The sequence below is a fragment of the Streptomyces sp. NRRL S-646 genome (assembly GCF_000720765.1).
In the GTDB taxonomy this organism is placed as follows: Bacteria; Actinomycetota; Actinomycetes; order Streptomycetales; family Streptomycetaceae; genus Streptomyces.
In genome coordinates this window covers 210,380-230,946 of the sequence record NZ_JODC01000010.1, presented here as the reverse complement: position 1 = coordinate 230,946, position 20,567 = coordinate 210,380, and the positions used below count along the sequence as shown (strand labels likewise).

General features: G+C 72.0%; 21 protein-coding genes and 1 pseudogene. 16 read left to right on the top strand and 6 right to left on the bottom strand.

Annotation, left to right across the window (positions count from 1 at the left end):
* Positions 1-23: 23 nt before the first annotated feature.
* From IH68_RS0126925 to IH68_RS0126900, 7 genes and pseudogenes are all read left to right on the top strand, one after another.
* Entirely contained in the window at positions 24-602 is a 579-nt protein-coding gene (locus tag IH68_RS0126925) for a carbonic anhydrase (RefSeq protein ID WP_030939890.1), read from the top strand.
* A 5-nt stretch (positions 603-607) separates the two neighbouring features.
* On the top strand, positions 608-2,074 hold the full coding sequence (locus tag IH68_RS0126920; RefSeq protein WP_030939887.1) for a SulP family inorganic anion transporter: 1,467 nt from the start codon (positions 608-610) through the stop codon (positions 2,072-2,074).
* Positions 2,075-2,190: 116 nt separating this feature from the next.
* On the top strand, positions 2,191-3,006 hold the full coding sequence (locus tag IH68_RS0126915; protein ID WP_030939884.1) for a slipin family protein: 816 nt from the start codon (positions 2,191-2,193) through the stop codon (positions 3,004-3,006).
* A 21-nt stretch (positions 3,007-3,027) separates the two neighbouring features.
* Positions 3,028-3,141: pseudogene (locus tag IH68_RS55490) on the top strand (alkaline phosphatase PhoX); the annotation flags it as partial.
* A 33-nt stretch (positions 3,142-3,174) separates the two neighbouring features.
* Positions 3,175-3,723, top strand: coding sequence for a YbhB/YbcL family Raf kinase inhibitor-like protein (locus IH68_RS50180; RefSeq protein ID WP_030939881.1), 549 nt, complete (start codon positions 3,175-3,177; stop codon positions 3,721-3,723).
* Positions 3,724-3,794: 71 nt separating this feature from the next.
* Complete coding sequence (locus IH68_RS0126905; protein WP_030939878.1) at positions 3,795-4,652, top strand: polysaccharide deacetylase family protein; 858 nt, start codon at positions 3,795-3,797, stop codon at positions 4,650-4,652.
* A gap of 18 nt (positions 4,653-4,670) precedes the next feature.
* Entirely contained in the window at positions 4,671-4,850 is a 180-nt protein-coding gene (locus IH68_RS0126900; RefSeq protein ID WP_030939876.1) for a hypothetical protein, read from the top strand.
* Positions 4,851-4,984: 134 nt separating this feature from the next.
* On the opposite strand, the gene IH68_RS0126895 is transcribed toward IH68_RS0126900, so the two are convergent.
* Together IH68_RS0126895 and IH68_RS0126890 are read right to left on the bottom strand one after the other, a co-directional pair.
* Entirely contained in the window at positions 4,985-5,656 is a 672-nt protein-coding gene (locus IH68_RS0126895; RefSeq protein WP_030939873.1) for a hypothetical protein, read from the bottom strand.
* A complete protein-coding gene (locus tag IH68_RS0126890; protein WP_030939870.1) occupies positions 5,653-6,519 on the bottom strand; it encodes an ABC transporter ATP-binding protein in 867 nt (288 codons plus the stop codon). Before IH68_RS0126890 ends, IH68_RS0126895 begins: the two co-directional genes overlap by 4 nt.
* 65 nt (positions 6,520-6,584) lie before the next feature.
* On the opposite strand from IH68_RS0126890, the gene IH68_RS0126885 reads away from it, so the two are divergent.
* The 6 genes from IH68_RS0126885 (at position 6,585) to IH68_RS0126860 (ending at position 13,127) form a co-directional block, all read left to right on the top strand.
* Positions 6,585-7,289: an aminoacyl-tRNA hydrolase gene (locus IH68_RS0126885; RefSeq protein WP_234341609.1), complete on the top strand. Its 705-nt coding sequence runs from the start codon at positions 6,585-6,587 to the stop codon at positions 7,287-7,289.
* 107 nt (positions 7,290-7,396) lie between these two features.
* Positions 7,397-8,182, top strand: coding sequence for a DUF4142 domain-containing protein (locus IH68_RS0126880; RefSeq protein ID WP_030939864.1), 786 nt, complete (start codon positions 7,397-7,399; stop codon positions 8,180-8,182).
* A 172-nt stretch (positions 8,183-8,354) separates the two neighbouring features.
* Complete coding sequence (locus tag IH68_RS0126875) at positions 8,355-9,671, top strand: DUF692 domain-containing protein (protein WP_030939859.1); 1,317 nt, start codon at positions 8,355-8,357, stop codon at positions 9,669-9,671.
* Positions 9,672-9,731: 60 nt separating this feature from the next.
* Positions 9,732-10,484 carry a DUF4142 domain-containing protein gene (locus IH68_RS0126870; protein ID WP_030939856.1) on the top strand — a complete coding sequence of 251 codons (753 nt, stop codon included), beginning with the start codon at positions 9,732-9,734 and terminating at the stop codon, positions 10,482-10,484.
* Positions 10,485-10,587: 103 nt separating this feature from the next.
* Complete coding sequence (locus IH68_RS0126865) at positions 10,588-11,388, top strand: TIGR04222 domain-containing membrane protein (RefSeq protein ID WP_030939853.1); 801 nt, start codon at positions 10,588-10,590, stop codon at positions 11,386-11,388.
* 98 nt (positions 11,389-11,486) lie between these two features.
* Positions 11,487-13,127 carry an alpha/beta hydrolase gene (locus tag IH68_RS0126860; RefSeq protein WP_030939849.1) on the top strand — a complete coding sequence of 547 codons (1,641 nt, stop codon included), beginning with the start codon at positions 11,487-11,489 and terminating at the stop codon, positions 13,125-13,127.
* Between the two features lie 157 nt (positions 13,128-13,284).
* Here the strand turns inward: IH68_RS0126860 and hemQ are convergent, their stop codons facing one another.
* Both hemQ and hemG read right to left on the bottom strand, forming a co-directional pair.
* A complete protein-coding gene (gene hemQ, locus IH68_RS0126855; protein ID WP_030939846.1) occupies positions 13,285-14,016 on the bottom strand; it encodes a hydrogen peroxide-dependent heme synthase in 732 nt (243 codons plus the stop codon).
* A gap of 4 nt (positions 14,017-14,020) precedes the next feature.
* Positions 14,021-15,481, bottom strand: a complete 1,461-nt coding sequence (hemG, locus tag IH68_RS0126850; RefSeq protein WP_030939843.1) for a protoporphyrinogen oxidase — start codon at positions 15,479-15,481, stop codon at positions 14,021-14,023.
* Between the two features lie 159 nt (positions 15,482-15,640).
* On the opposite strand from hemG, the gene IH68_RS0126845 reads away from it, so the two are divergent.
* Both IH68_RS0126845 and IH68_RS0126840 read left to right on the top strand, forming a co-directional pair.
* A complete protein-coding gene (locus tag IH68_RS0126845) occupies positions 15,641-16,609 on the top strand; it encodes a DUF4349 domain-containing protein (protein ID WP_030939840.1) in 969 nt (322 codons plus the stop codon).
* A 48-nt stretch (positions 16,610-16,657) separates the two neighbouring features.
* Positions 16,658-18,049 (top strand): FAD-dependent oxidoreductase, encoded by a 1,392-nt coding sequence (locus IH68_RS0126840; RefSeq protein ID WP_030939837.1) that lies wholly within the window; start codon positions 16,658-16,660, stop codon positions 18,047-18,049.
* Between the two features lie 135 nt (positions 18,050-18,184).
* Here IH68_RS0126840 and IH68_RS0126835 read toward each other — a convergent pair whose 3' ends face one another.
* On the bottom strand, positions 18,185-18,505 hold the full coding sequence (locus IH68_RS0126835) for a hypothetical protein (protein ID WP_030939833.1): 321 nt from the start codon (positions 18,503-18,505) through the stop codon (positions 18,185-18,187).
* 125 nt (positions 18,506-18,630) lie between these two features.
* Here IH68_RS0126835 and IH68_RS0126830 point away from each other — a divergent pair, with 125 nt between their 5' ends.
* On the top strand, positions 18,631-19,455 hold the full coding sequence (locus IH68_RS0126830; RefSeq protein WP_030939831.1) for a rhomboid family intramembrane serine protease: 825 nt from the start codon (positions 18,631-18,633) through the stop codon (positions 19,453-19,455).
* Positions 19,456-19,471: 16 nt separating this feature from the next.
* Here the strand turns inward: IH68_RS0126830 and hemE are convergent, their stop codons facing one another.
* Positions 19,472-20,548, bottom strand: a complete 1,077-nt coding sequence (gene hemE, locus IH68_RS0126825) for a uroporphyrinogen decarboxylase (protein WP_030939828.1) — start codon at positions 20,546-20,548, stop codon at positions 19,472-19,474.
* Positions 20,549-20,567: the final 19 nt, after the last annotated feature.

The following is a 20,567-nucleotide window of genomic DNA, read 5'->3' as shown; positions in this document are numbered from 1 at the left end:
GCGCCAGGAGGAGTCACCACATCATGCAGCCCCTCATCGACAACGCCCGTACGTTCGGACAACGCCCTGAGGAGTTCGCCAAACTCGCCGAAGGCCAGTCCCCGCAGGTGCTGTTCATCACCTGCTCCGACTCCAGGGTCGTCCCGGCCCTGATCACCGGCGCCCGCCCGGGCGAGCTCTTCGAGCTGCGCACCGCGGGCAACATCGTCCCGCCGTTCGCCTCCGAGCACCCCACCAGCGAGGCGGCCACCATCGAGTACGCGGTGGAGGTGCTCGGGGTCGACGACATCGTCGTCTGCGGTCACTCGCACTGCGGCGCCGTCGGCGCCCTCGTACGCGGCGACGACCTGACCGCCGTCCCCGCCGTGCGCGACTGGCTCGCGCACGCCACCCCGCGCCCGGCAGGCGCGGTCGAGGACCCGGCCGTCACCGAGGGCGTGCAGAGCCACGTCCTGACGCAGCTTCTGCGGCTGCGCTCCTACCCGTTCATCGAGAAGAAACTGAAGGACCGTCAACTGACCCTGCACGCCTGGTACTACGAGGTCCACACCGGCGCCGTCCTGGCGCACGACACCGCCTCCGACGTCTTCAAGGCCCTGTGAGCGCCATGATGACCGCGATATCGAGGAACCCTCATCTGCGGCAGGACTTCGCCGCCTCCCTGGTCGTCTTCCTGGTCGCGCTCCCGCTGTGCGTGGGCGTGGCCGTCGCCTCCGGTGTCCCGGCCGAACTCGGCCTGGTCACCGGGATCGTGGGCGGCATCGTCACGGGCCTGATGCGCGGCAGCAGCCTCCAGGTCTCCGGGCCCGCGGCGGGTCTGACCGTGCTGGTCTTCGAGGCCGTGCAGGAGTTCGGGCTGCCGGCCCTCGGCGTGATCGTCCTCGCCACCGGCGTCCTCCAGATCCTCATGGGCGCCCTGAAGCTGGGGCGCTACTTCCGGGCCATCTCGGTCTCGGTCGTCGAGGGCATGCTGGCCGGCATCGGACTCGTGCTGATCGCCGGGCAGCTCTACTCGATGGCGGACGCCAAGGCGCCCGCCTCCGGCCTGGCGAAGATAGCCGAGCTCCCCGGCGCGCTCTTCGACGCCGTCGGGAAGACGGACGCCCTCGCCTCGCTCCTGCTCGGCGCCGGCACCATCGCCGTACTCGTGCTGTGGAAGCGGATGCCGAAGCAGGTGCGCACGGTCCCCGGTCCGCTCGCCGCGGTCGGACTCGCGACCGTCGTCGCCCTGGTGTTCTCGCTGCCGGTCGCCACCGTGGAGGTACAGGGTCTGCTGGGCTCCATCCAGCCGCCCCCGCTGAGCGCCTTCGGCGACCTCGCGAGCATCGGTCTGCTCGGCACGATCGTCGCCTTCACCCTGATCGCGTCCGCCGAGTCGCTGTTCAGCGCGGCGGCCGTGGACCGGCTGCACGACGGGCCGCGTACCGAGTACGACAGGGAACTGGTCGCGCAGGGCGCGGGCAACGCGCTGTGCGGTGTGCTCGGCGCGCTGCCGATGACCGCGGTGATCGTGCGCAGCGCGGCGAACGTCCAGGCGGGCGCGCGGACGAAGGCGTCCCGCGTCATGCACGGCGTGTGGCTGCTGCTGTTCGCCGCGCTGCTGCCGAACGTCCTCGGCTACATCCCGATCCCGGCCCTCGCGGGCATCCTGGTGTACTCCGGTGCCAAGCTGATCCCCGTGCGCGAGATCGTGTCGCTGTGGCGTGAGCACCGCGGCGAGTCGCTGATCCTGGTCGTCACGGCCGTGTCGATCGTCGCGGTCAGCATGTTCGAGGGCGTGCTCATCGGCCTGGCACTCGCGGTCGTCAAGACCGCCTGGGAGGCCTCGCACATCAAGCTGGAGGTCGTCGACAAGGGCGCAGGGCCCGTACAGGCGTACCTCTCGGGCAATGCGACCTTCCTGCGGCTGCCGAAGATCCTCGACAGCCTGGAGGCGCTGCCCCAGGACCGCCCGGTGGAACTGGACCTGTCCGGGCTGCACCACCTCGACCACGCCTGCCGTACGGCCCTGGAGAACTGGGCCGAGCGGCACAGCGCGGTCGGCACGGAACCCGTGCGGGTCACGGCGCAGTAGCCGTATGACAATGCCCGGTCCGAAACTCGCCCAGAGTCTCGGACCGGGCATATCGTTACATGAGCGCACATAGCGGCGCGCGCGGATGCGAAGGGCCTCTCGACGAGGAGGTCGTGATGGTCGAAGAGCTGCTGGGAGCGGCCGTGGCCGTCGGTGCCGCGGGCCTTGTGTATGTCTCGGCCGCGGCACGGGTCGTCAAGCAGTACGAGCGCGGGGTGGTCCTCCGGCTCGGACGACTGCGTGGCGGGGTGCGACCACCGGGGTTCACGCTGATCATCCCCGGTGTGGACCGGCTGCGTAAGGTCAACATGCAGATCGTGACGATGCCGGTGCCCGCGCAGGAGGGCATCACCTGCGACAACGTGACCGTACGGGTCGACGCGGTCGTGTACTTCAAGGTCGTGGACGCAGCAGCCGCGCTCATCAACGTCGAGGACTACCGTTTCGCCGTCTCGCAGATGGCGCAGACGTCGTTGCGTTCGATCATCGGCAAGAGCGACCTGGACGATCTGCTGTCCAACCGGGAGAAGCTCAACCAGGGCCTGGAGCTGATGATCGACAGCCCTGCCGTCGGCTGGGGCGTGCAGATCGACCGCGTGGAGATCAAGGACGTGTCGCTGCCGGAATCGATGAAGCGGTCGATGGCCCGGCAGGCGGAGGCCGACCGGGAGCGGCGGGCCCGGGTCATCAACGCGGACGCGGAGCTGCAGGCCTCCAAGAAGCTGGCGCAGGCGGCCGGTGTGATGTCCGAGCAGCCCGCCGCGCTCCAGCTGCGGCTGCTCCAGACCGTGGTGGCGGTGGCCGCCGAGAAGAACTCGACGCTGGTGCTCCCCTTCCCGGTGGAGCTGCTGCGCTTCCTGGAGAGGGCGGCTCCGCAGACACCGCAGGAGACGCCACAGCAGGCGCCGCCCCGGAAGACCATCGAGCAGTGACGCGTGCTACCCGCGCGAGGCCCCGAGTGGGGCGAGTTCGCCGGTGTCACCTTCTCCCCCGACGGGCGCACGATGTATGTCAACTGCTGCACAACCGGCACGACGTTCGCTGTGACGGGGCCCTGGCGCAGGTAGCGGGGGCGCAGGGGCGCGACTAGCGTTTCGTACATGCACCGCAGGCTCGTGATCTTCGCCGCCGCGGCGGCAGTGGGGCTCTCCTCGGGGTGCGGGGACGGCGGCGGTACGTCGGTCCCCGCGCCCAGCGCCGCGCGGCGGATCACCGTGACGAGCGGCGCCTTCTCCGAGGGCGGCACCGTCCCCCGCCGCTACACGTGCGACGGGGCGGACGTCTCACCGCCGCTGGACCTGTCCGGCGTCCCGGACACCGCCGCCGAACTGGTCGTGCTGGTCGAGGACCCGGACGCCCCGCACGGCACCTTCGTGCACTGGCTGATGTGGGGAATCGACCCGCACGACACCCACTGGGCCGCCGGAGAGGTACCGAAGGGCGCCACCCAGGGCCGCAACGGCTTCAAGAAGAACGCGTACGGCGGCCCCTGCCCGCCCAAGGGGAAGCCCCACCACTACGTCTTCTCGGTCTACGCCACCGACAAGGCCCTCACCCTGTCCGCCGACGCCACGGCCGACGACGTCAGGCGCGCACTGACCGGCCATACGGCGGCTTCCGGCACCCTGACCGGCCGCTACGGGCGCTGACCGCCGGGCGCTGACCACGGAGTGGTGCGGCGATACGCGATTCGCCCGTTTCATCCATTTATGTTCGTACGATGATCAGTCCCGTACGACCTGTACGCGTACACCATGCAGCCGCCGCCTGTGCACTCGGCGCCGTGCTCACCGCCTGTGGCGCACCCGACGCGCCCCATGCCGCTCGCCCGGCTCCCTCCGCGACCTCCGTCGTGCCGTCCCGGCCCCCGACCCTCGCACCCGGCCCCGCCGGTCTCACCCCCGTCTTCAAGAACGGCCCGCGCACGCAGGGCAGGACGGTCGCGCTCACCTTCGATGCCGACATGACCGCCGACGAGGGGGCGCGCGCCGCGGCCGGCGAGCGGTTCGACAATCCGGAGCTGATCGCGACGCTGCGCGCGCTGAAGGTTCCGGCGACCGTGTTCATGACAGGGCGGTGGGCGGACGAGTACCCGGTGCAGGCGCGGTCCATCGGGCGGGACCCGCTCTTCGAGGTCGCCAATCACTCCTACAGCCACTACAGCTTCACCGGGGACTGCTACGGGCTGCCGACCGTCTCCGGGGACCGGATGCGGTCGGACGTGGAGCGGGCCTACGCCGCGTTCCGCAGGGCCGGGGTGCCGGACGCGATGCCGTACTTCCGCTTCCCGGGCGGCTGTTACGACCGGCAGGCCCTGAGGGCGCTCGCCGCGACCGGCGTCACCGCCGTGCAGTGGGACGTGGTGAGCGGGGACGCGTTCGCGACGGACGCGGACGCGGTGGCCCGGCAGGTGCTGGAGGGGGTGCGGCCGGGCTCGGTCGTCGTGATGCACTGCACGCGCAGCGCCGCCCCGGTGACCGGGCAGGCGGTCCGCCAGATCGTGCCCGAGCTGCGCAGGAAGGGCTTCCGCTTCGTGAAGGTGTCCCAGCTGATCGGGGCCACGAGGGGGCAGCAGTGAGCGGCTTACGCTGGAGGTGTGAGCGAGGACCACTGCACCATCCGCGACGCGGCCGAGCCGCCCCGGGCGGAGGGGCCGCCGTACGCCGAGTGCGTGCTGTGCCGCGAGCCGACCGAGTACCCGGAGTCGTACAAGGGGGTCACGCTGTGCCCGGTGTGCGAGTGGCAGGAGGCTCAGCGCACGGCGTGCTCAGGGTGACCCGCGGGAGCTGAGCGCTCAGGCCGCCCTGCCCCGTGAGCGGCGCAGGGCTGCGTCGATATCGGCTCCGCCGCGTGGTCGGAACAGCCCCCACCGACCCGCAGCGTCATCACTGCTCCCAGCCGACCGCCCGCTCAGGGCGAGCGGCGGGACACGAGGGCGCAGGCAGCCCCCATCGCCGCCGCCGCGATGACGGCTGATGCGGCCAGTGGCACCAGGGGCACGGGGACCCTGCCGGACTGCGAGCCGGCGACCAGGCCGCTGACCGCCGCCTGCGCCGGCGAGCCCGTCGTCACCGCCGACAGCAGCGCCGCGAGCAGCATCGCCGGGACCGCCCGGCCGGGCGCCCGCAGCACCGGCCAGTTGGTGAGCGCGCCGACGGCGGTGCCGAGCAGCGCGCAGGCCTGCGTGGCGAGGAGCCCGGCCAAGGCAGCCGGGAGCACTGCGATCCGGGTCCGGTTGTCGGTGCTCACCGGGGCGCTGATCAGGGTCACGACGAGGACCGCGGCCGTACCGAGCGCCGCCGCCGCGATCAGTGCCACCAGCAGCCGGGCCAGATGCGCCCGCCCGGGCCCGGAGCCCGCGGCCACGCACGCGCGTGCCGCGGGCGGTTCGACGGTGACGCAGATCCGTACCAGCCAGGCGGCGACGGGCAGCAGGGCCGCGGCCGCGTAACCGAGCGAGTCGAGGACGGGCTGCCCGCTCTGCACACCGATGCCGAGGAACGCCGCGTACAGGATGACCGGCGGCAGCCAGCGTTGCGACCGCAGGAGAAGGGCGGCCTGGTAGCGCAGGAGAGCTGTCATCGGCGGCTGTCCTTGTCGAGGGCGTGCACGCTGACCACGTGCCACGGAGGGCGGGCTGTCAGCAGGGTGCGCAGCACGACGTCCGAGTGGGAGGCGGGGACGGTGAGGCGGTATGTGCCCGGCGCGGCCTCCTCGGCCGAGACCAGGGCGCCCAGTGCCTCGACGGGCGGCTGCCCGCCCTGCGGGCCCTGCACCTCGACCACCATCTGAGGGCCGCTGTCGGCCGGTGCGGTGGTCTCGCGCGTACGGCGTTCGAGGCCGCCGTCGCGCACGGTGTACGTGCTGTCGGGCGCCCCGGCGAGGCGGCGTGGATCATGGTCGACGAAGACCACGGCGCAGCCCGCGGCGGTGCGCTCCGCGACGGCCCGCTCCAGCTCGGTACGGGCGGCGGCGTCCAGGCCGGTCCAGGCCTCGTCGAGGACGAGCAGCTCCGGCTCGGCGAGCAGGGCCTGTGCGACGGCGACCTTCTGGCTGCTGCCCTTCGACAGCTGGGCCATGGGGGTGCGGGCGTAGGCGGAGGCTCCGAAGCGGTCCAGCCATTCGCCTGCGGCGCGGGTCGCCGTGCGCCGGGAGAGACCGTGGATGGTGCCGAGGTGGGTGAGGTAGCCGTGCGGGGTGAACGGGAGGGCCGAGGGGAAGCGTTCGGGGACGTAGGCCGTGCGGGGACGGCCGGTGATGCGGCCCTCGCTGGGGGCGTCCAGGCCGGCCAGCAGGCGCAGGAGGGTGGACTTGCCGGTGCCGTTCGGTCCTTCGACGCGGGTCAGCGTGCCGGGCGTCACCGCGAGGTGGACGCCGCGTAAGACCCAGGGGCCGCGGATGCCGTAGCGGCGGCCGACATTGTCGAGCCGAAGATCACGTCGCATAGCGGCATCTTCGCAAAGTGGCACTGCCCGGCACCCCCTTAAGGTTGGCTGATGTGAGCCAAGATGTGACGTCCACCAGTGACAGCCCTTTCCGGTCCGAGCCCAACGAGCGGGATCAGGCACCGCAGTTCGTGCTGCCTCTCGTCGTGCACATCGAGAAGGCCGCGCCGCCCGCCCGTACCGACGCGCTGGAGACCGCCGCCCGGGCCGTTCTGGTGATGCTCAGCGACGAGCGGTCCCTCGGGGACGGGGAGTGGGCCCAGGTCATGCGGGACTGGCAGGACGCCCGGATCCGCAAGGTGGTGCGGCGCGCCCGCGGCGCCGAGTGGCGGCGGGCCGGGGCGCTGCCCGGGATCACGGTGAGCGGCAAGTCGGCCGAGGTACGGGTGTTTCCGCCCGTACCTCTCGACGGATGGCCCAAGGACCTGGCCAAGTTGCAGGTCTCCGGCACCGATCTCGACGACCCGGAGCCGCCGGCAGAGGCGGATCCCGCGGTGCCCGTGCTCTGGCTCAACCCCGACCTCGACATGTCCGCCGGCAAGGCGATGGCACAGGCGGGGCACGGCGCCCAACTGGCCTGGTGGGAGCTGTCGGACGAGGAGCGGGGAGCCTGGCGGGACGCGGGTTTCCCGCTCGCCGTACGGAGCGCCGACCCGGGCCGCTGGGCCGAACTGACCACGAGCGGGCTGCCGTTGGTGCGTGACGCGGGCTTCACGGAGATCGCGCCCGGCTCCTGCACGGTGGTGGCCGATCATCCGGCGCTGCGCTGACCCGGATCGGAATGCCGGACGCCCGCGCTGGACGTGCAGCTTTACCATTCCGTTTGGTTTTTTACCTGTTTTTGAACACTGCGGGCGTCCCGCGCGTACCTCCTGGCATGCGGATCAACGGTACGGCCCTGCTAGTCGCGGCCATCGTCGTCACCCTCGGAGCAATCGCGTTCCCCATGTGGTCGTACGCCGACCGGTTGGGCACCGGTCAGGCGAACGTCGCGGCGGGGACCGTGAACACCCAGTGGGGTCCGCTGACCGCCGCCGACCGCGATCTGATCGTGCGGGTGCGGCTGGCCGGTCTGTGGGAGCTGCCCGCCGGCCAGCAGGCGGTCGAGCGCGCGCCAAGCCAGGCGATCAAGGAGGCGGGCGACCATCTCATCGTCGGCCACACCGACCTCGACAAGCGGGTGCGGATCGTCGCGGCCCAGCTCGGCGTCGCACTGCCGAACCAGCCGAACGAGCAACAGCAGGGCTGGCTGCAGGAGATGACCGCGGCGACGGGCGCGGAGTACGAGTACAAGTTCGTGAACCTGCTGCGCTCGGCGCACGGCAAGATTTTCCCGGCCATCGGCACCGTCCGGAACTCCACCCGCAACACGCTCGTACGGCAGCTGGCCTCGGACGCCAACCAGACGGTCCTCGACCACATCACGGTGCTGGAGAAGACCGGCCGGGTCGACTTCGACGCCATCGCCAACGACGCGGTGGCCACCACGACCGCCAGCCCGACCGGCCCGTCGGCACCGATCCCCGGCCAGGTGGCGCCCTCGGCGCCGGCCGCCGAGGCCACCGGCGACATCGGCACGACCTCCCGGCCGTCGCCGGGCGCGCCGGGCACGGTCAACACGAACCGGCCGGATCCGCAGGACTCGGCGGGCGTGCTGGAGTGAGCGGACCGGGACGGGGGCCCGGGCGGGCCCAACCTCAAATCTTCCTCTGAAGGTGCGCGGGGCCGGGTTCGCCGCCGGTCGCCGGGGCCATACCCCCGTCACGTCCGAGAAGACGACGTCGAAGGAGACGAACGCAGGGCGGACCGGATGAACGCCGAGGAGGGGACGGACCATGGAGCGACTGGGAACGGGCATCGGGTGGCGGCCGGAGATCGCCGACGCCGTGGAGTGCATGCCGGGCATCGACTGGGTCGAGGCCGTGGCCGAGAACGTGTGCCCCGGGCACCTCCCCGAGTCGCTGCGGCGGCTGCGCGCCCGTGGGGTGACCGTCGTCCCGCACGGTGTCTCGCTCGGCCTCGGCGGCGCCGACCGGCCCGACGAGCACCGGCTCACCGCACTCGCCGAGCGGGCCGAGGCGCTCGGTGCGCCGCTGGTCACCGAGCACATCGCGTTCGTACGGGCCGGCGGGCCGCTGACGGCGTCCCCGCTGCTGGAGGCCGGGCATCTGCTGCCCGTGCCGCGCACCCGGGACGCCCTCGACGTGCTGTGCGAGAACGTCCGGATCGCACAGGACGCGCTGCCGGTGCCGCTCGCCGTCGAGAACATCGCCGCGCTGATCTCCTGGCCGGGCGAGGAGATGACCGAGGGACAGTTCCTGTACGAGCTGGCCGACCGGACGGGCGTACGGCTCCTGATCGACGTGGCCAACCTGCACACCAACCACCTCAACCGCGGCGAGGACCCGGCCAAGGCGCTCGCGGAACTCCCCCTGGAGGCCATCGCGTACGTCCATGTAGCGGGCGGCTTCGAACGCGACGGCGTCTGGCACGACAGCCACGCCCACCCGGTGCCGCAGCCGGTCCTCGACATCCTGACCGACCTCGCCGCTCGGGTCTCGCCGCCCGGGGTCCTGCTGGAGAGGGACGAGAACTTTCCCGAACCGGCCGAGCTGGAGGGGGAGTTGGAGGCGATCCGGGGGGCCGTGGAGAAAGGACGGGCGATACGGGAAGAGACAGCGGCAGAGGTTGCGGCGGAGCCCGAGCCGCTGACGGGCTCCGTCGCTCCTGCCTTCGACGCCGCCCGTCAGCGGCTCGGGCTCGCTCAGGCCGCCCTGCTGTCCGCGCTCGTCGCCGGGACGCCCGTGCCGGAGGGGTTCGACCGGGTGCGGCTGGGGGTGCAGGCGCGGGCGCTCGCCGGGAAGCGGGCGGATGTGGTGGCCAAGGTCGCGCCCGAGCTGCCGGAGATTCTCGGGGACACGTACCGGCCCGCCTTCCTCGCGTACGCCCACCGGCACCCGATGACCGGCGGCTATCGCCGGGATGCCCTGGACTTCGCCGGGCAGCTGCTGCTCGACGGGCGCCTGGAGGAGGGCCGGGCCCGGCGGGAGCTCAGGCAGTGGTGGCTGGAGCGGTCGGGGCCAGTACCGCGCTCGCAGCGGCCGGCGGTGAGGATGGCCAGGGCGGCGCGGCGGGTGCTGCTGCACCGCTGAGCCCGCGTCCCTCGAAGGCGTTCGAACTCCTTAGTAATATGCGGTGCCGTAGGAGGCACCATGCGACCGCGACCACCCGTCACCGGCCGAGGCATATTCAGCGGCACCGGGGTCATCATCATCGGCCTGACGGCCACCCTGTTGGCGTTGATCTTCCCGATCTGGTCGTACGCCGACCGGTCCGGAACCGGCGTCGACGTGCTCAACGCCGAGACCGTGTCGACGCAGTACGGGCCGCTGTCCGCGCTCGACCGCGACTTCGTCACGAAGGTCCGGCTGGCCGGCCTGTGGGAGCTGCCCGCCGGGCAGCAGGCCGAGCAGAAGGGCACCACCCAGGCCGTACGGACCGCGGGGCAGCATCTCGTCCTGGGGCACACCTTCCTCGACCAGCGGGTACGGGAGGTGGCGGCCAAGCTCGGGCTGGAGCTGCCCAACGAACCCAACGACCAGCAGAAGCAGTGGCTGGCGACCCTGAACGCGGCGCAGGGCACGGACTACGACAGCAAGTTCGCCAACATTCTGCGACTGGCCCACGGCAAGGTGTTCTCGGTCGTCGCCCAGGTCCGCGCGAGTACCCGCAACTCGCTGGTGCGCGCGCTCGCCGACGACGCGAACACGACCGTGCTGGACCACATCAAGGTCCTGGAGGCCACGGGCTACGTCGACTGGGACGCGCTCGCCCAGGACATGGCCTCAGCGAGCACTCCCCCGCCGGCCGACCCGACCACGGGCCCCGGCCCCGTCGTCCCGCTCGAGCCGTCCTCGTCCGCGACCTACACGCTCCCGCCGGCCGCCTCCAGCCCGCCGCCGTGATCTCTGCCCGGCCACCAAACGGAACGTCACATACCGACAACACTCCGTCCGCATCGTGAACAGACCATGGATTTTCCCCGGGCATCTGGCATAGAAACACGGCATGTTCTGGGTCGTTCTCCTGCTGCTGGCCTGGGCCGCCGCCGGCACCGCGTGCACGCGGTTGTGCCTGGCCGCCGTACGTGCGGCGGCCGGTGACGCGGACGTCAAAGCGCATGCCCGGCGTCATGACCTGACGCTCTACGAGGCCGCCTTCCTGTCCGGCGGGCCCGGCCGGGTCGCCGATCTGACCATGGTCTCCATGGCCCGGCAGCGGCGCCTGCTGCTCGCCCACACGGGCTGGGCGACGGTGGTCGACCCACGCGGCCGGGACGACATGGAGCGGTCCGTCATTGGGGCCATCGGGCCCGAGGGACAGAGCCGCATCGCCCCGGTCCGGGCCGCGGCGGCCTCCGCGGACGCAGTCGCCGGTCTCGGCGACCGGCTCGTCGACGCGGGCCTGGCCGTGCCCGCCGGCGCCCGGACCACCGTCGCGGCCGCAGTGCGCCAAGTGCAACTCGCCGCGGTGGCCGTGCTGGTGCTGGGGGCTGTCGCGCTGCTGGTGCCCGCCCAGCCGGACATGCCGCGCGGCCTGGTCGCCCTGTGGTTCGCCCTGCCGCTCGCGCTGACGCTGAGCTGCCTGGCCATCGCCCGGGTCGAGGCCCACCCGTACTCGCGCTGGGCCTCCCCGGCCGGGCAGCGACTGCTCGGCGCCCTGACCCGGCGCGTCTCGTACGGCGACGACCGTACGTACCTCACCTCCGTCGCCGTACGAGGCGTCCGCGCGATCGGCGAACCGGACCTGCGCGCGGCCTTCGCGCACCGCGACCAGTCCTGGCGTGAACCACACGCCAGGGGCGCATAGGGGGCATTGAGGCCGACACCGCCGAGGCGGTGCTTGCCTTCTGCATGCACCGAACGAAACATCCCTTTTGTCGCTGCCATGCACCGAAGGGATACGTCATGAGAGCTGCCGCCCTCTACTCGGCCGCCGGATCCTTGCTCCTGACCGCCCTCGCGGCCGCCCCGGCCGGCAGCACCCCTGTCGCCCCGGACGCGGCCGAGCTGCACGGAACGGCGGTGGCCGCCGCGCGCGCCAGGGCGGCCGGCATCGAGTTCGGGAAGTGCTCCGCCGCGCAGGACATGCCGGGCACCATGGAGTGCGGCACGGTGTCCGTCCCGCTCGACTACGCGCATCCCCGCGGCAAGCAGATCAAGCTGACCGTCAGCCGGGTCACGGCCACTCACAAGGACCCCCACAACAGCAAGCGACGGGTGCCCCGGCAGGGCGCCCTGGTCTACAACCCCGGCGGGCCCGGCGGCGACGGCCTGTACTTCCCGCTCGTCGGGATGCTCCCGGAGTGGAAGCGGCTCGCGGCGGCCTACGACCTGGTCGGCTACTCCCCGCGGGGCGTCGGCAAGTCCTCGCCCCTGTCCTGCGAGGAACCCAAGCTCTTCTTCAAGGCACCCTCGCAGGCTCCGACGTACCCCTCCGAGGCGTACAAGCAGGAGCGCATCAAGCAGGCGAAGGCCTACGCGACGGGCTGCGCCAAGAGGTCCGGTGGCGGGCTGCAGTACTTCAACTCGCTCAACAACGCCCGTGACCTGGACGTCGTGCGGGCTGCCCTGGGCGAGGGTAAGCTGACGTTCATGGGTGCGTCGTACGGCACCTACTTCGGGGCGTTGTACGCGACGCTGTTCCCCTCGCACGTGCGGCGGATGGTGTTCGACTCGGCGGTGAACCCGGCTCCCGAGCAGATCTGGTACCGCAACAACCTCGACCAGTCGGCCGCGTTCGAGCACCGCTGGGCGGACTTCCGGGAGTGGATCGCCCGGCACGACGACGTGTACGGGCTGGGGAAGACGGCCGACGAGGTGCAGGCCAGTTACGAGAAGGCGAGCGAGCAGCTTGCGGCGAAGCCTGCGGGCGGCAGGGTGGGGCCGGCGGAACTGCAGGCGGCGTTCCTGTCGGCCGGGTACTACGACGACTACTGGCCGACCCGCGCGAAGGCGCTGTCGGCGTATCTGAAGGGTGATGAGAAGCCGCTGGTCGAGCAGGCCGGTCCGGCCACCGAGACGGCCGCCGAGGCGGAGAACACCAACGCGGTGTACACCGCAGTCGAGTGCAACGACGCTCCCTGGCCGACGGACTGGAAGGTCTGGGACGAGGACAACACACAGCTGGCGCGTGTGGCGCCGTTCGAGACCTGGGACAACGCGTGGATGAACCTGCCGTGCGCCTACTGGCCGGCGCCCCGGCAGCAGCCCCTCGATGTGCGGACCGGGCCGGGTGAGCTGCCGCCGACGCTGATCCTCGCCGCCGAGCGGGACGCGGCGACGCCGTACGACGGCGCCGTGGAGTTGCACCGGCGGCTGAGCGGCTCGGTCCTGGTGACCGAGCGGGAGGCGGGCACACACGGCATCGCGGGCGGCCCGAACCGGTGCGTCAACGGCTATCTGGACTCGTATCTGCTGGAGGGCCGGCTGCCGGTGGAGCAGGCGTCCTGCGCCCCGCACACGGAGCCGAACCCCGCCGCAACGGGCGGCCGTTCCCGCCCGGCCCCCGTCAAGGAGAACCTGAAGGAAAAGACCGCCCGGCCCTGACCGCCACGCGACAACCAGGCGCTGCCTGCGCCAGACCCGCGATGAGCTCCGCGAGGTCCTGGCGGCGCCCGGTGCTGCATCTTCCGGGGGACGCCGCAATCGTCAGCCGCTGCGCGGCGGGCCGGACCCCCGGCCGGGCACAGAGCGCCGCCTACGGTCAGGCGAGCCCTTCGACCAGCTCGGCCACGGACTTGCGGCGCCCGGTGTAGAACGGAACCTCCTCGCGGACGTGCATCCGGGCCTCGGAGGCGCGCAGGTGGCGCATGAGGTCGACGATGCGGTACAGCTCGTCGGCCTCGAAGGCCAGGATCCACTCGTAGTCGCCGAGAGAGAACGAGGCGACCGTGTTGGCGCGCACGTCCGGGTAGCCGCGGGCCATCTTGCCGTGGTCGGCGAGCATGCGGCGGCGGTCCTCATCGGGCAGCAGGTACCAGTCGTAGCTGCGCACGAAGGGGTAGACGCTGACGTAGTTGCGGGGCGTCTCGTCGGCGAGGAACGCCGGGATGTGCGAGCGGTTGAACTCGGCGGGGCGGTGCAGCGCCATGTTCGACCAGACCGGCTCCAGGGCGCGGCCGAGCTTGGTGCGGCGGAAGAGGTTGTACGCCTCCTGCAGCTGGTCGCTGGTCTCCGCGTGCCACCAGATCATGAGGTCGGCGTCGGCGCGCAGGCCCGACACGTCGTAGGTGCCGCGGATCGTCACGTCCTTGGCGGCGAGCTGGTCGAACAGCTCCTGGACCTCGTCGGCGTAGCCCGCGCGGTCCTCGGGCAGCACGTCCTTCAGCCTGAAGACGGACCACAGGGTGTAGCGGATGACCTCGTTGAGGTCCTTGGCCAGCTTGCCCTTGTTCGCGATGCGGTCCGGGGCGGTGGTGGGGGCGTCGTCACTCATGCGGCTATTCTCCCGCTCCGCCGTGCAGACTCTGCACCGGGTTGGCGGTGAGCTCCTCCACCCCGCTCAGGTCACCGCCGATCTGGTCGACGGCTGCGTACGCGCTCGCGATGCAGGCCGGGATACCGACGCCGTCGTACTGGGCGCCACAGACGGCGAGGCCGGGCAGCTTGGCGACGTGCTCACGGATGCGGGCGACGCGCGCGTGGTGGCCGACGGGGTACTGGGGCAGGCCGTCGGTCCAGCGCGTGACGCGGGTTTCGAGGGGCGTGGCGTCAAGGCCGGTGGCCTCGCGCAGGTCGTGCCGGGAGACATCCACCAGGCCGGCGTCCTCGCGCTGGAGGATCTCGGTCTCGCCGTACCGGCCGACGGAGGTGCGCAGGACGACCGTGTCCGGGTTCTCCTCGGCGATCCAGCCCCACTTCTGGGAGGCGAACGTCGACGCCTTGATGGTGCGCCCGTCGACCGGCGGGACGAGGAAGCCGCTGCCCTGTGGGAGGGCGGTATCGGTGCGGCGGTAGGCGAGGGTGACCAGGGCCATGGAGGCGTACTCGACGGCGGCGAGTTCCGTGGCCGCCTCCGGGGCTTCCGGGCGCAGGAGGCCGGCGGCCGCGGGGGCGGGGACGGCCACGACGACGGCGTCCGCGTGCAGCACGCGGTCTCCGGCGACGACGCGCCAGCCGCCGGGTGTCTCGCGGCGCAGCTCGGTCACCGGCGTCCCGGTCAGGATCTCGCCGCCGCGCGCGCGGACGGAGTCCGCCACCGCGAGGGGCAGGCTGCCGATGCCGCCCTGGATGCCCATGAAGACGGGGCCGGTCTGCTGGGCGGCGGCCATCCTGGCCTGGAGCTCACGGACGCCCTCCGTGAGCGAGTCGTGGGTCTTCGCGACCTGGTAGAGCTGCGGGACCGCCGAGCGCATCGAGATGCGGTACGCATCGCCCGCATAGACGCCGCCCAGGAGGGGTTCCACCAGGCGGTCGACGACCTCGCGGCCGAGCCGGGCCGCCACATACTCCCCGACCGCCACGTCGTCGCCGACCTCCGTGCGCGGCAGGTCGGCGTCGCGCTCGATGCGGGCCAGGCCCTCGTCGGACAGGACACCGGTCAGCGCGGCGGCGGTGCCGGGGACGCCCATGACGTGGCCCTTGGGCATGGGACGCAGGGCGCCGCGGGTCCAGATCGAGGCCGTCGCCGTGGCCGGCGGCTGCAGCCGGTCGTCGAGGCCCACCTCGCGCGCGAGGGCCACCGCTTCGGGTCTGCGCGCCAGCATCGACTCGGCGCCGAAGTCCACCCGCGCGCCCGCGATCTCGCCGGGCAGCAGCTTGCCGCCGACGCGGTCCGACGCCTCCAGCACGGTCACCCGCGCGCCCCGCTGCAGCAGCCGGTGGGCCGCGGCCAGCCCGGCGATCCCGGCCCCGACGACGACGACCCGCCCGGTGCCCGTACGACTCTCCACTTCGCGCATGTCCTCAAGCCTCTCAGACCCCTCTGACAGCCAGTCCGCGCCCCGGTGTCCTTCACGAGTCCTGACCGTGACCGCATCGGGACCGTCCGGGTCCAACGTCCCGGCCCCTCCGGGCGTCGAAGGAGCGTCAGTCGTCACGAACCCCGGGGGTACACCCACATGCGCGCACGACGTCCCGTACGACCTGTCCCGGCCCTGGCCGCGATCCTGCTCGCCGCGGCACTCGCGCTCACCGGATGCAGCGGGAGCTCCGATTCCGGCGGCAGCAGCGCCGCCGACAAGGCCGTCCAGAGCGACGGGAAGGCAGCCGCGCCGGGCGGTGAGAAGAACGCGAGCGGCGCCGGGGCCAAGCGGGCGCCGAAGCTCACCGCGAGCAGCATCATCCGCACCGCCTCACTGACCGTGCAGGTCAAGGACGTACCGAAGGCACTCGACGAGGCCCGGACCACCACGGAGAGCGCCGGCGGCTATGTCGGCAACGAGACCACCAGCCGGGACGAGAAGGGCCGCGAGCGCACCCGTGTCGTCCTGCGCGTGCCGGTCGACAAGTACGACGAGGTCCTCGCCGGCCTCCAGGGCGCGGGCAAGCTCCTCGACCGCACCGCCAAGGCCGAGGACGTCACCGACCAGGTCGTCGACGTGGACAGCCGTATCAAGTCGCAGCGGGCCAGCGTGGCACGGGTCCGGGAACTGATGGACCGGGCCACCAAGATCGGCGACGTGGTGGAGTTGGAGGGCGAGCTGAGCAACCGGGAGGCCGACCTGGAGGCGCTGCTCGCCCAGCAGGCGTCCCTGAAGGACCGCACGAGCCTCGCGACGATCACCCTGTCGCTTTCGGAGACACCGGTGAAGGCGGCCGCGAAGGACGACAGTCCCGGGTTCGTGGACGCGCTGGCCGGCGGCTGGAACGCGTTCTTGACGATGCTGCGCTGGCTCGCGGTGGCGTTCGGCGCGGTGCTGCCGTTCGCCGCGGTGGCGGCCCTGATCGCACTGGCGTGGCTGCGGCTCGTCCGGCCCCGGCTGCCGCACCGCCCGGCTCCCGCACCCGCGGCCGGCGCACTGGGCCCGCTGCCGACGGCCCGTCCGGCACCGCAGGCCCCGAGCACACGCCAGAACGACGAGGACTGAGCGGCACCGGCACGGGCCTGAAATGCCGCGCCCCCGTAGCGTGTTCGCATGGACATGAGCGCTGCGAGGGAACGACTGGTCGTGATCGGCGGCGACGCCGCGGGGATGTCCGCGGCGTCGCAGGCACGCCGTCTGAAGAGCCCCGACGAGCTGGAGATCGTGGCGTTCGAGCGCGGCCACTTCACCTCCTACTCGGCGTGCGGCATCCCGTACTGGGTGGGCGGCGACGTCGACGAACGGGACCAGCTGATCGCCCGTACGCCCGAGGAGCACCGCGCGCGGGACATCGACCTGCGTATGCGGACGGAGGTCACCGAGATCGACGTGGCGGGCGGCCGGGTACGCGCGCGTGACGTCGATTCCGGCGAGGAGTCCTGGACGCCGTACGACAAACTCGTGATCGCGACCGGCGCGCAGCCGATCCGTCCGGACATGCCGGGCGCCGACGCCCCCGGTGTGCACGGCGTGCAGACGCTGGACGACGGCCAGGCGCTCATCGACTCGCTCACGCGCACGCTTGGCCGTCGCGCGGTGGTCGTCGGAGCGGGCTACATCGGCGTGGAGATGGCGGAGGCGCTCATCAACCGCGGCTACGAGGTGACCGTCGTCAACCGCGGCAGCGAGCCGATGTCCACGCTCGACCCCGACATGGGCCGCCTGGTGCACGAGGCCATGGAGGGCATGGGCATCACCATGGTCGACGACGCCGAGGTCACCAAGGTGCACACCGGCGAGGACGGCCGGGTGCGGGCGGTGGCCACGGAGGACGCCGAGTACCCGGCGGACGTGGTGGTCCTGGGCATCGGCGTACGCCCGGAAACGGCGCTGGCCAAGGCGGCCGGACTGCCCCTCGGCACCCACGGCGGCCTGCTCACCGACCTGTCCATGCGGGTGCGCGGGCACGAGAACATCTGGGCCGGCGGCGACTGCGTGGAGGTCCTCGACCTGGTCTCAGGACAGGAGCGCCACATCGCCCTCGGCACCCACGCCAACAAGCACGGCCAGGTCATCGGCACCAATGTCGGCGGCGGCTACGCCACCTTCCCGGGCGTCGTCGGCACCGCGGTGTCGAAGGTCTGCGACCTGGAGATCGCCCGCACGGGCCTGCGGGAGAAGGACGCGCGCAGGGTCGGATTGCAGTTCGAGACGGTCACCATCGAGTCCACCAGCCGCGCCGGCTACTACCCGAGCTCCTCCCCGATGACGGTGAAGATGCTCGCCGAGCGGCGGACGGGCCGCCTGCTCGGCGTGCAGATCGTCGGCCGCGAGGGCGCCGGCAAGCGCGTCGACATCGCAGCGGTCGCCCTCACGGCCGGAATGACGGTGGAACAGATGACGGCCCTGGACCTGGGCTACGCCCCACCGTTCAGCCCGGTCTGGGACCCGGTCCTGGTCGCCGCCCGCAAGGCGACGGCGGCGGTGAGGAAGGGCACCTCATAACGGGGGGCCGCGGGCAGCGCCCCAATGGGGCGCGGGACTGCATCGACATGCGGCTCCGCCGCGGGGCGCGACCAGCCACGACGAACCCGCAGCCGGCAACACACCAGCACCCCTACGGCGCACCCCGCAAACAACCTACGCCGACCCGTTGATCCGCTCGATCGCCTGCCGCGCCTGCTCCGCCGGAGGCCGCGGCGGCAGTGACGACACCGACGCCGTGGCCGTCACAGCCGCCGGCTGCTCCCCCGCCGGTTTCGCATGCGCAGCATTCCGTACGGACCGCAGCCGGTGGCTCACCGCCTCGTCCAGCGTCACCGGCCGGTGCATCTGCGAAGCCAGCCGTCCGGCCTCCTGGCCGAGCCGGGCGACGTCCTCCCACGGCAACCTCACCACCAGGGAGAGCTCCGCCTCCCCGTCGGGCGTGGCGTGCATCGGAGGAGTAACTCGGTCGTTCATCGTCTGTTCCTCACGTCGTCCCCGCGACCCGCCTTCCCCGTGCCGCGGGTGGTTGACGAGACATACGCACGCGCGTGTGGCCGCGTTCACCGATTCGGCCGGTCCACGGGGGGCACTAATTCCTTGTGGTCATACCCGTCCATGACGTGAACCCGGTGCGCCGCACCCCCTGGGTGACCTACGCACTGATCGCCGCGAACGTGTACGTCTTCCTGTCCACGCCCGGCCTCGCCGGTTCCGTGGCGGGCGACAGCAGCCTGTCCCAGCTGTGCCACCTGCAGGCGTTCCTGGACCACTACGCGGCCGTACCGCGGGAGTTGATCCACCATCAGATGCCCAGGGTGGTCCCCACCGGCGACGTAGGGGTGGGCACTCACGGAGCGGGCTGTGTGGTGGCCCCTCCGAGTTACGACAAGTCGCCCGCCGTGTCGGTCTTCACCGCGATGTTCCTGCACGGCAGCTGGCTGCACCTGCTCGGCAACATGCTCTTCCTGCTGATCTTCGGCAACAACGTCGAGGACCGCATGGGGCACATCAGGTACGCGCTGTTCTACGTCGTCTGCGGTTACGCCGCGTCGTACGGCTTCGCGCTGCTCAACGCCGACTCGTCCGACCCGCTGATCGGTGCGTCGGGGGCGATCGCCGGGGTCCTGGGCGCCTATCTGGTGCTGTACCCGAAGGCCAGGGTCTGGGTCCTCGTGCCGTTCCTGGTCTTCCTGCCGCTGAGGCTGCCGGCCTGGCTGGTGCTGGGCTTCTGGTTCGTGCTGCAGGCCCTGTACTCGTCCGGCGAGGGCGTCTCCACCGCGGGGACGGTGGCGTACGCGGCGCACGTCGTCGGCTTCCTCGTCGGCATGCTGCTCGCCTGGCCGCTCAAACCGGGCACACCCCCGCCGCCGGAACCGCGCGGCCTGCTGTTCGGCAGGAGGGCGCGGCCCCGGCACACGTGGTGAGCCGTCGAAGAGAGGTCTAGCGGGCCGTCTGCGTGTGGACGTAATCCACGAGCCGGGTCAGCGCGTCCGGGTCGGTGGTCGGCATGACGCCGTGGCCGAGGTTGAAGACGTGGCCCTCGAGGCCGGCGGCCGATTCGAGGACCTCGCGGGTCTTGGCCTCGACGGCCTCCGTGGAGGCGAACAGGACGGTCGGGTCGAGGTTGCCCTGGAGCGCCTTGCCGGGGCCGACCCGGCGGGCCGCCTCGTCGAGCGGGACACGGAAGTCGACGCCCACGACGTCCGCGCCCGCCTCGCCCATCAGGTGCAGCAGCTCGCCCGTGCCGACACCGAAGTGGATGCGCGGCACGCCGTACCCGGCGACGGAGTCGAGGACCTTCGCGGAGGCGGGCAGCACGGAGCGGCGGTAGTCGGCCGGGGCGAGGGCGCCGGCCCACGAGTCGAAGAGCTGGACGGCCGAGGCGCCCGCCTCGATCTGCACCTTGAGGAACGTGGAGGTGATCTCCGCGAGGCGGTCGAGCAGGTCGGCCCAGAGCTCGGGGTCGCCGTACATCATCGCCTTGGCGTTCTCGTAGGTGCGCGACGGGCCGCCCTCGACGAGGTAGCTCGCCAGGGTGAAAGGCGCCCCGGCGAAACCGATGAGGGGGGTCGAGCCGAGCTCGCGCGTCAGCATGCCGATCGCCTCGGTGACGTACGAGACGTCCTCGGGGGTGAGGTCGCGGAGCTGGGCCAGGTCGGCGCGGGTGCGGATCGGGTGCTCGACGACCGGGCCGACGCCCGGCTTGATGTCGAGGTCGATGCCGATGGCCTTGAGCGGGACGACGATGTCGCTGAAGTAGATCGCCGCGTCCACGCCGTGCCGGCGCACCGGCTGGAGGGTGATCTCCGTGATGAGTTCGGGGCGGGTGCAGGACTCCAGCATCGGGATGCCCTCGCGGACCTTGCGGTACTCGGGCAGGGAGCGCCCGGCCTGCCGCATGAACCACACGGGCGTGTGCGGCACGGGCTCGCGCCTGCACGCCTTGAGGAAGGCCGATTCGTACGTCGCTGCCTGCTGTGTCCGGGCCTGGCCCGCGGGGCTCTCGTTCGCACTCACGACCGCAAGTCTCGCACGG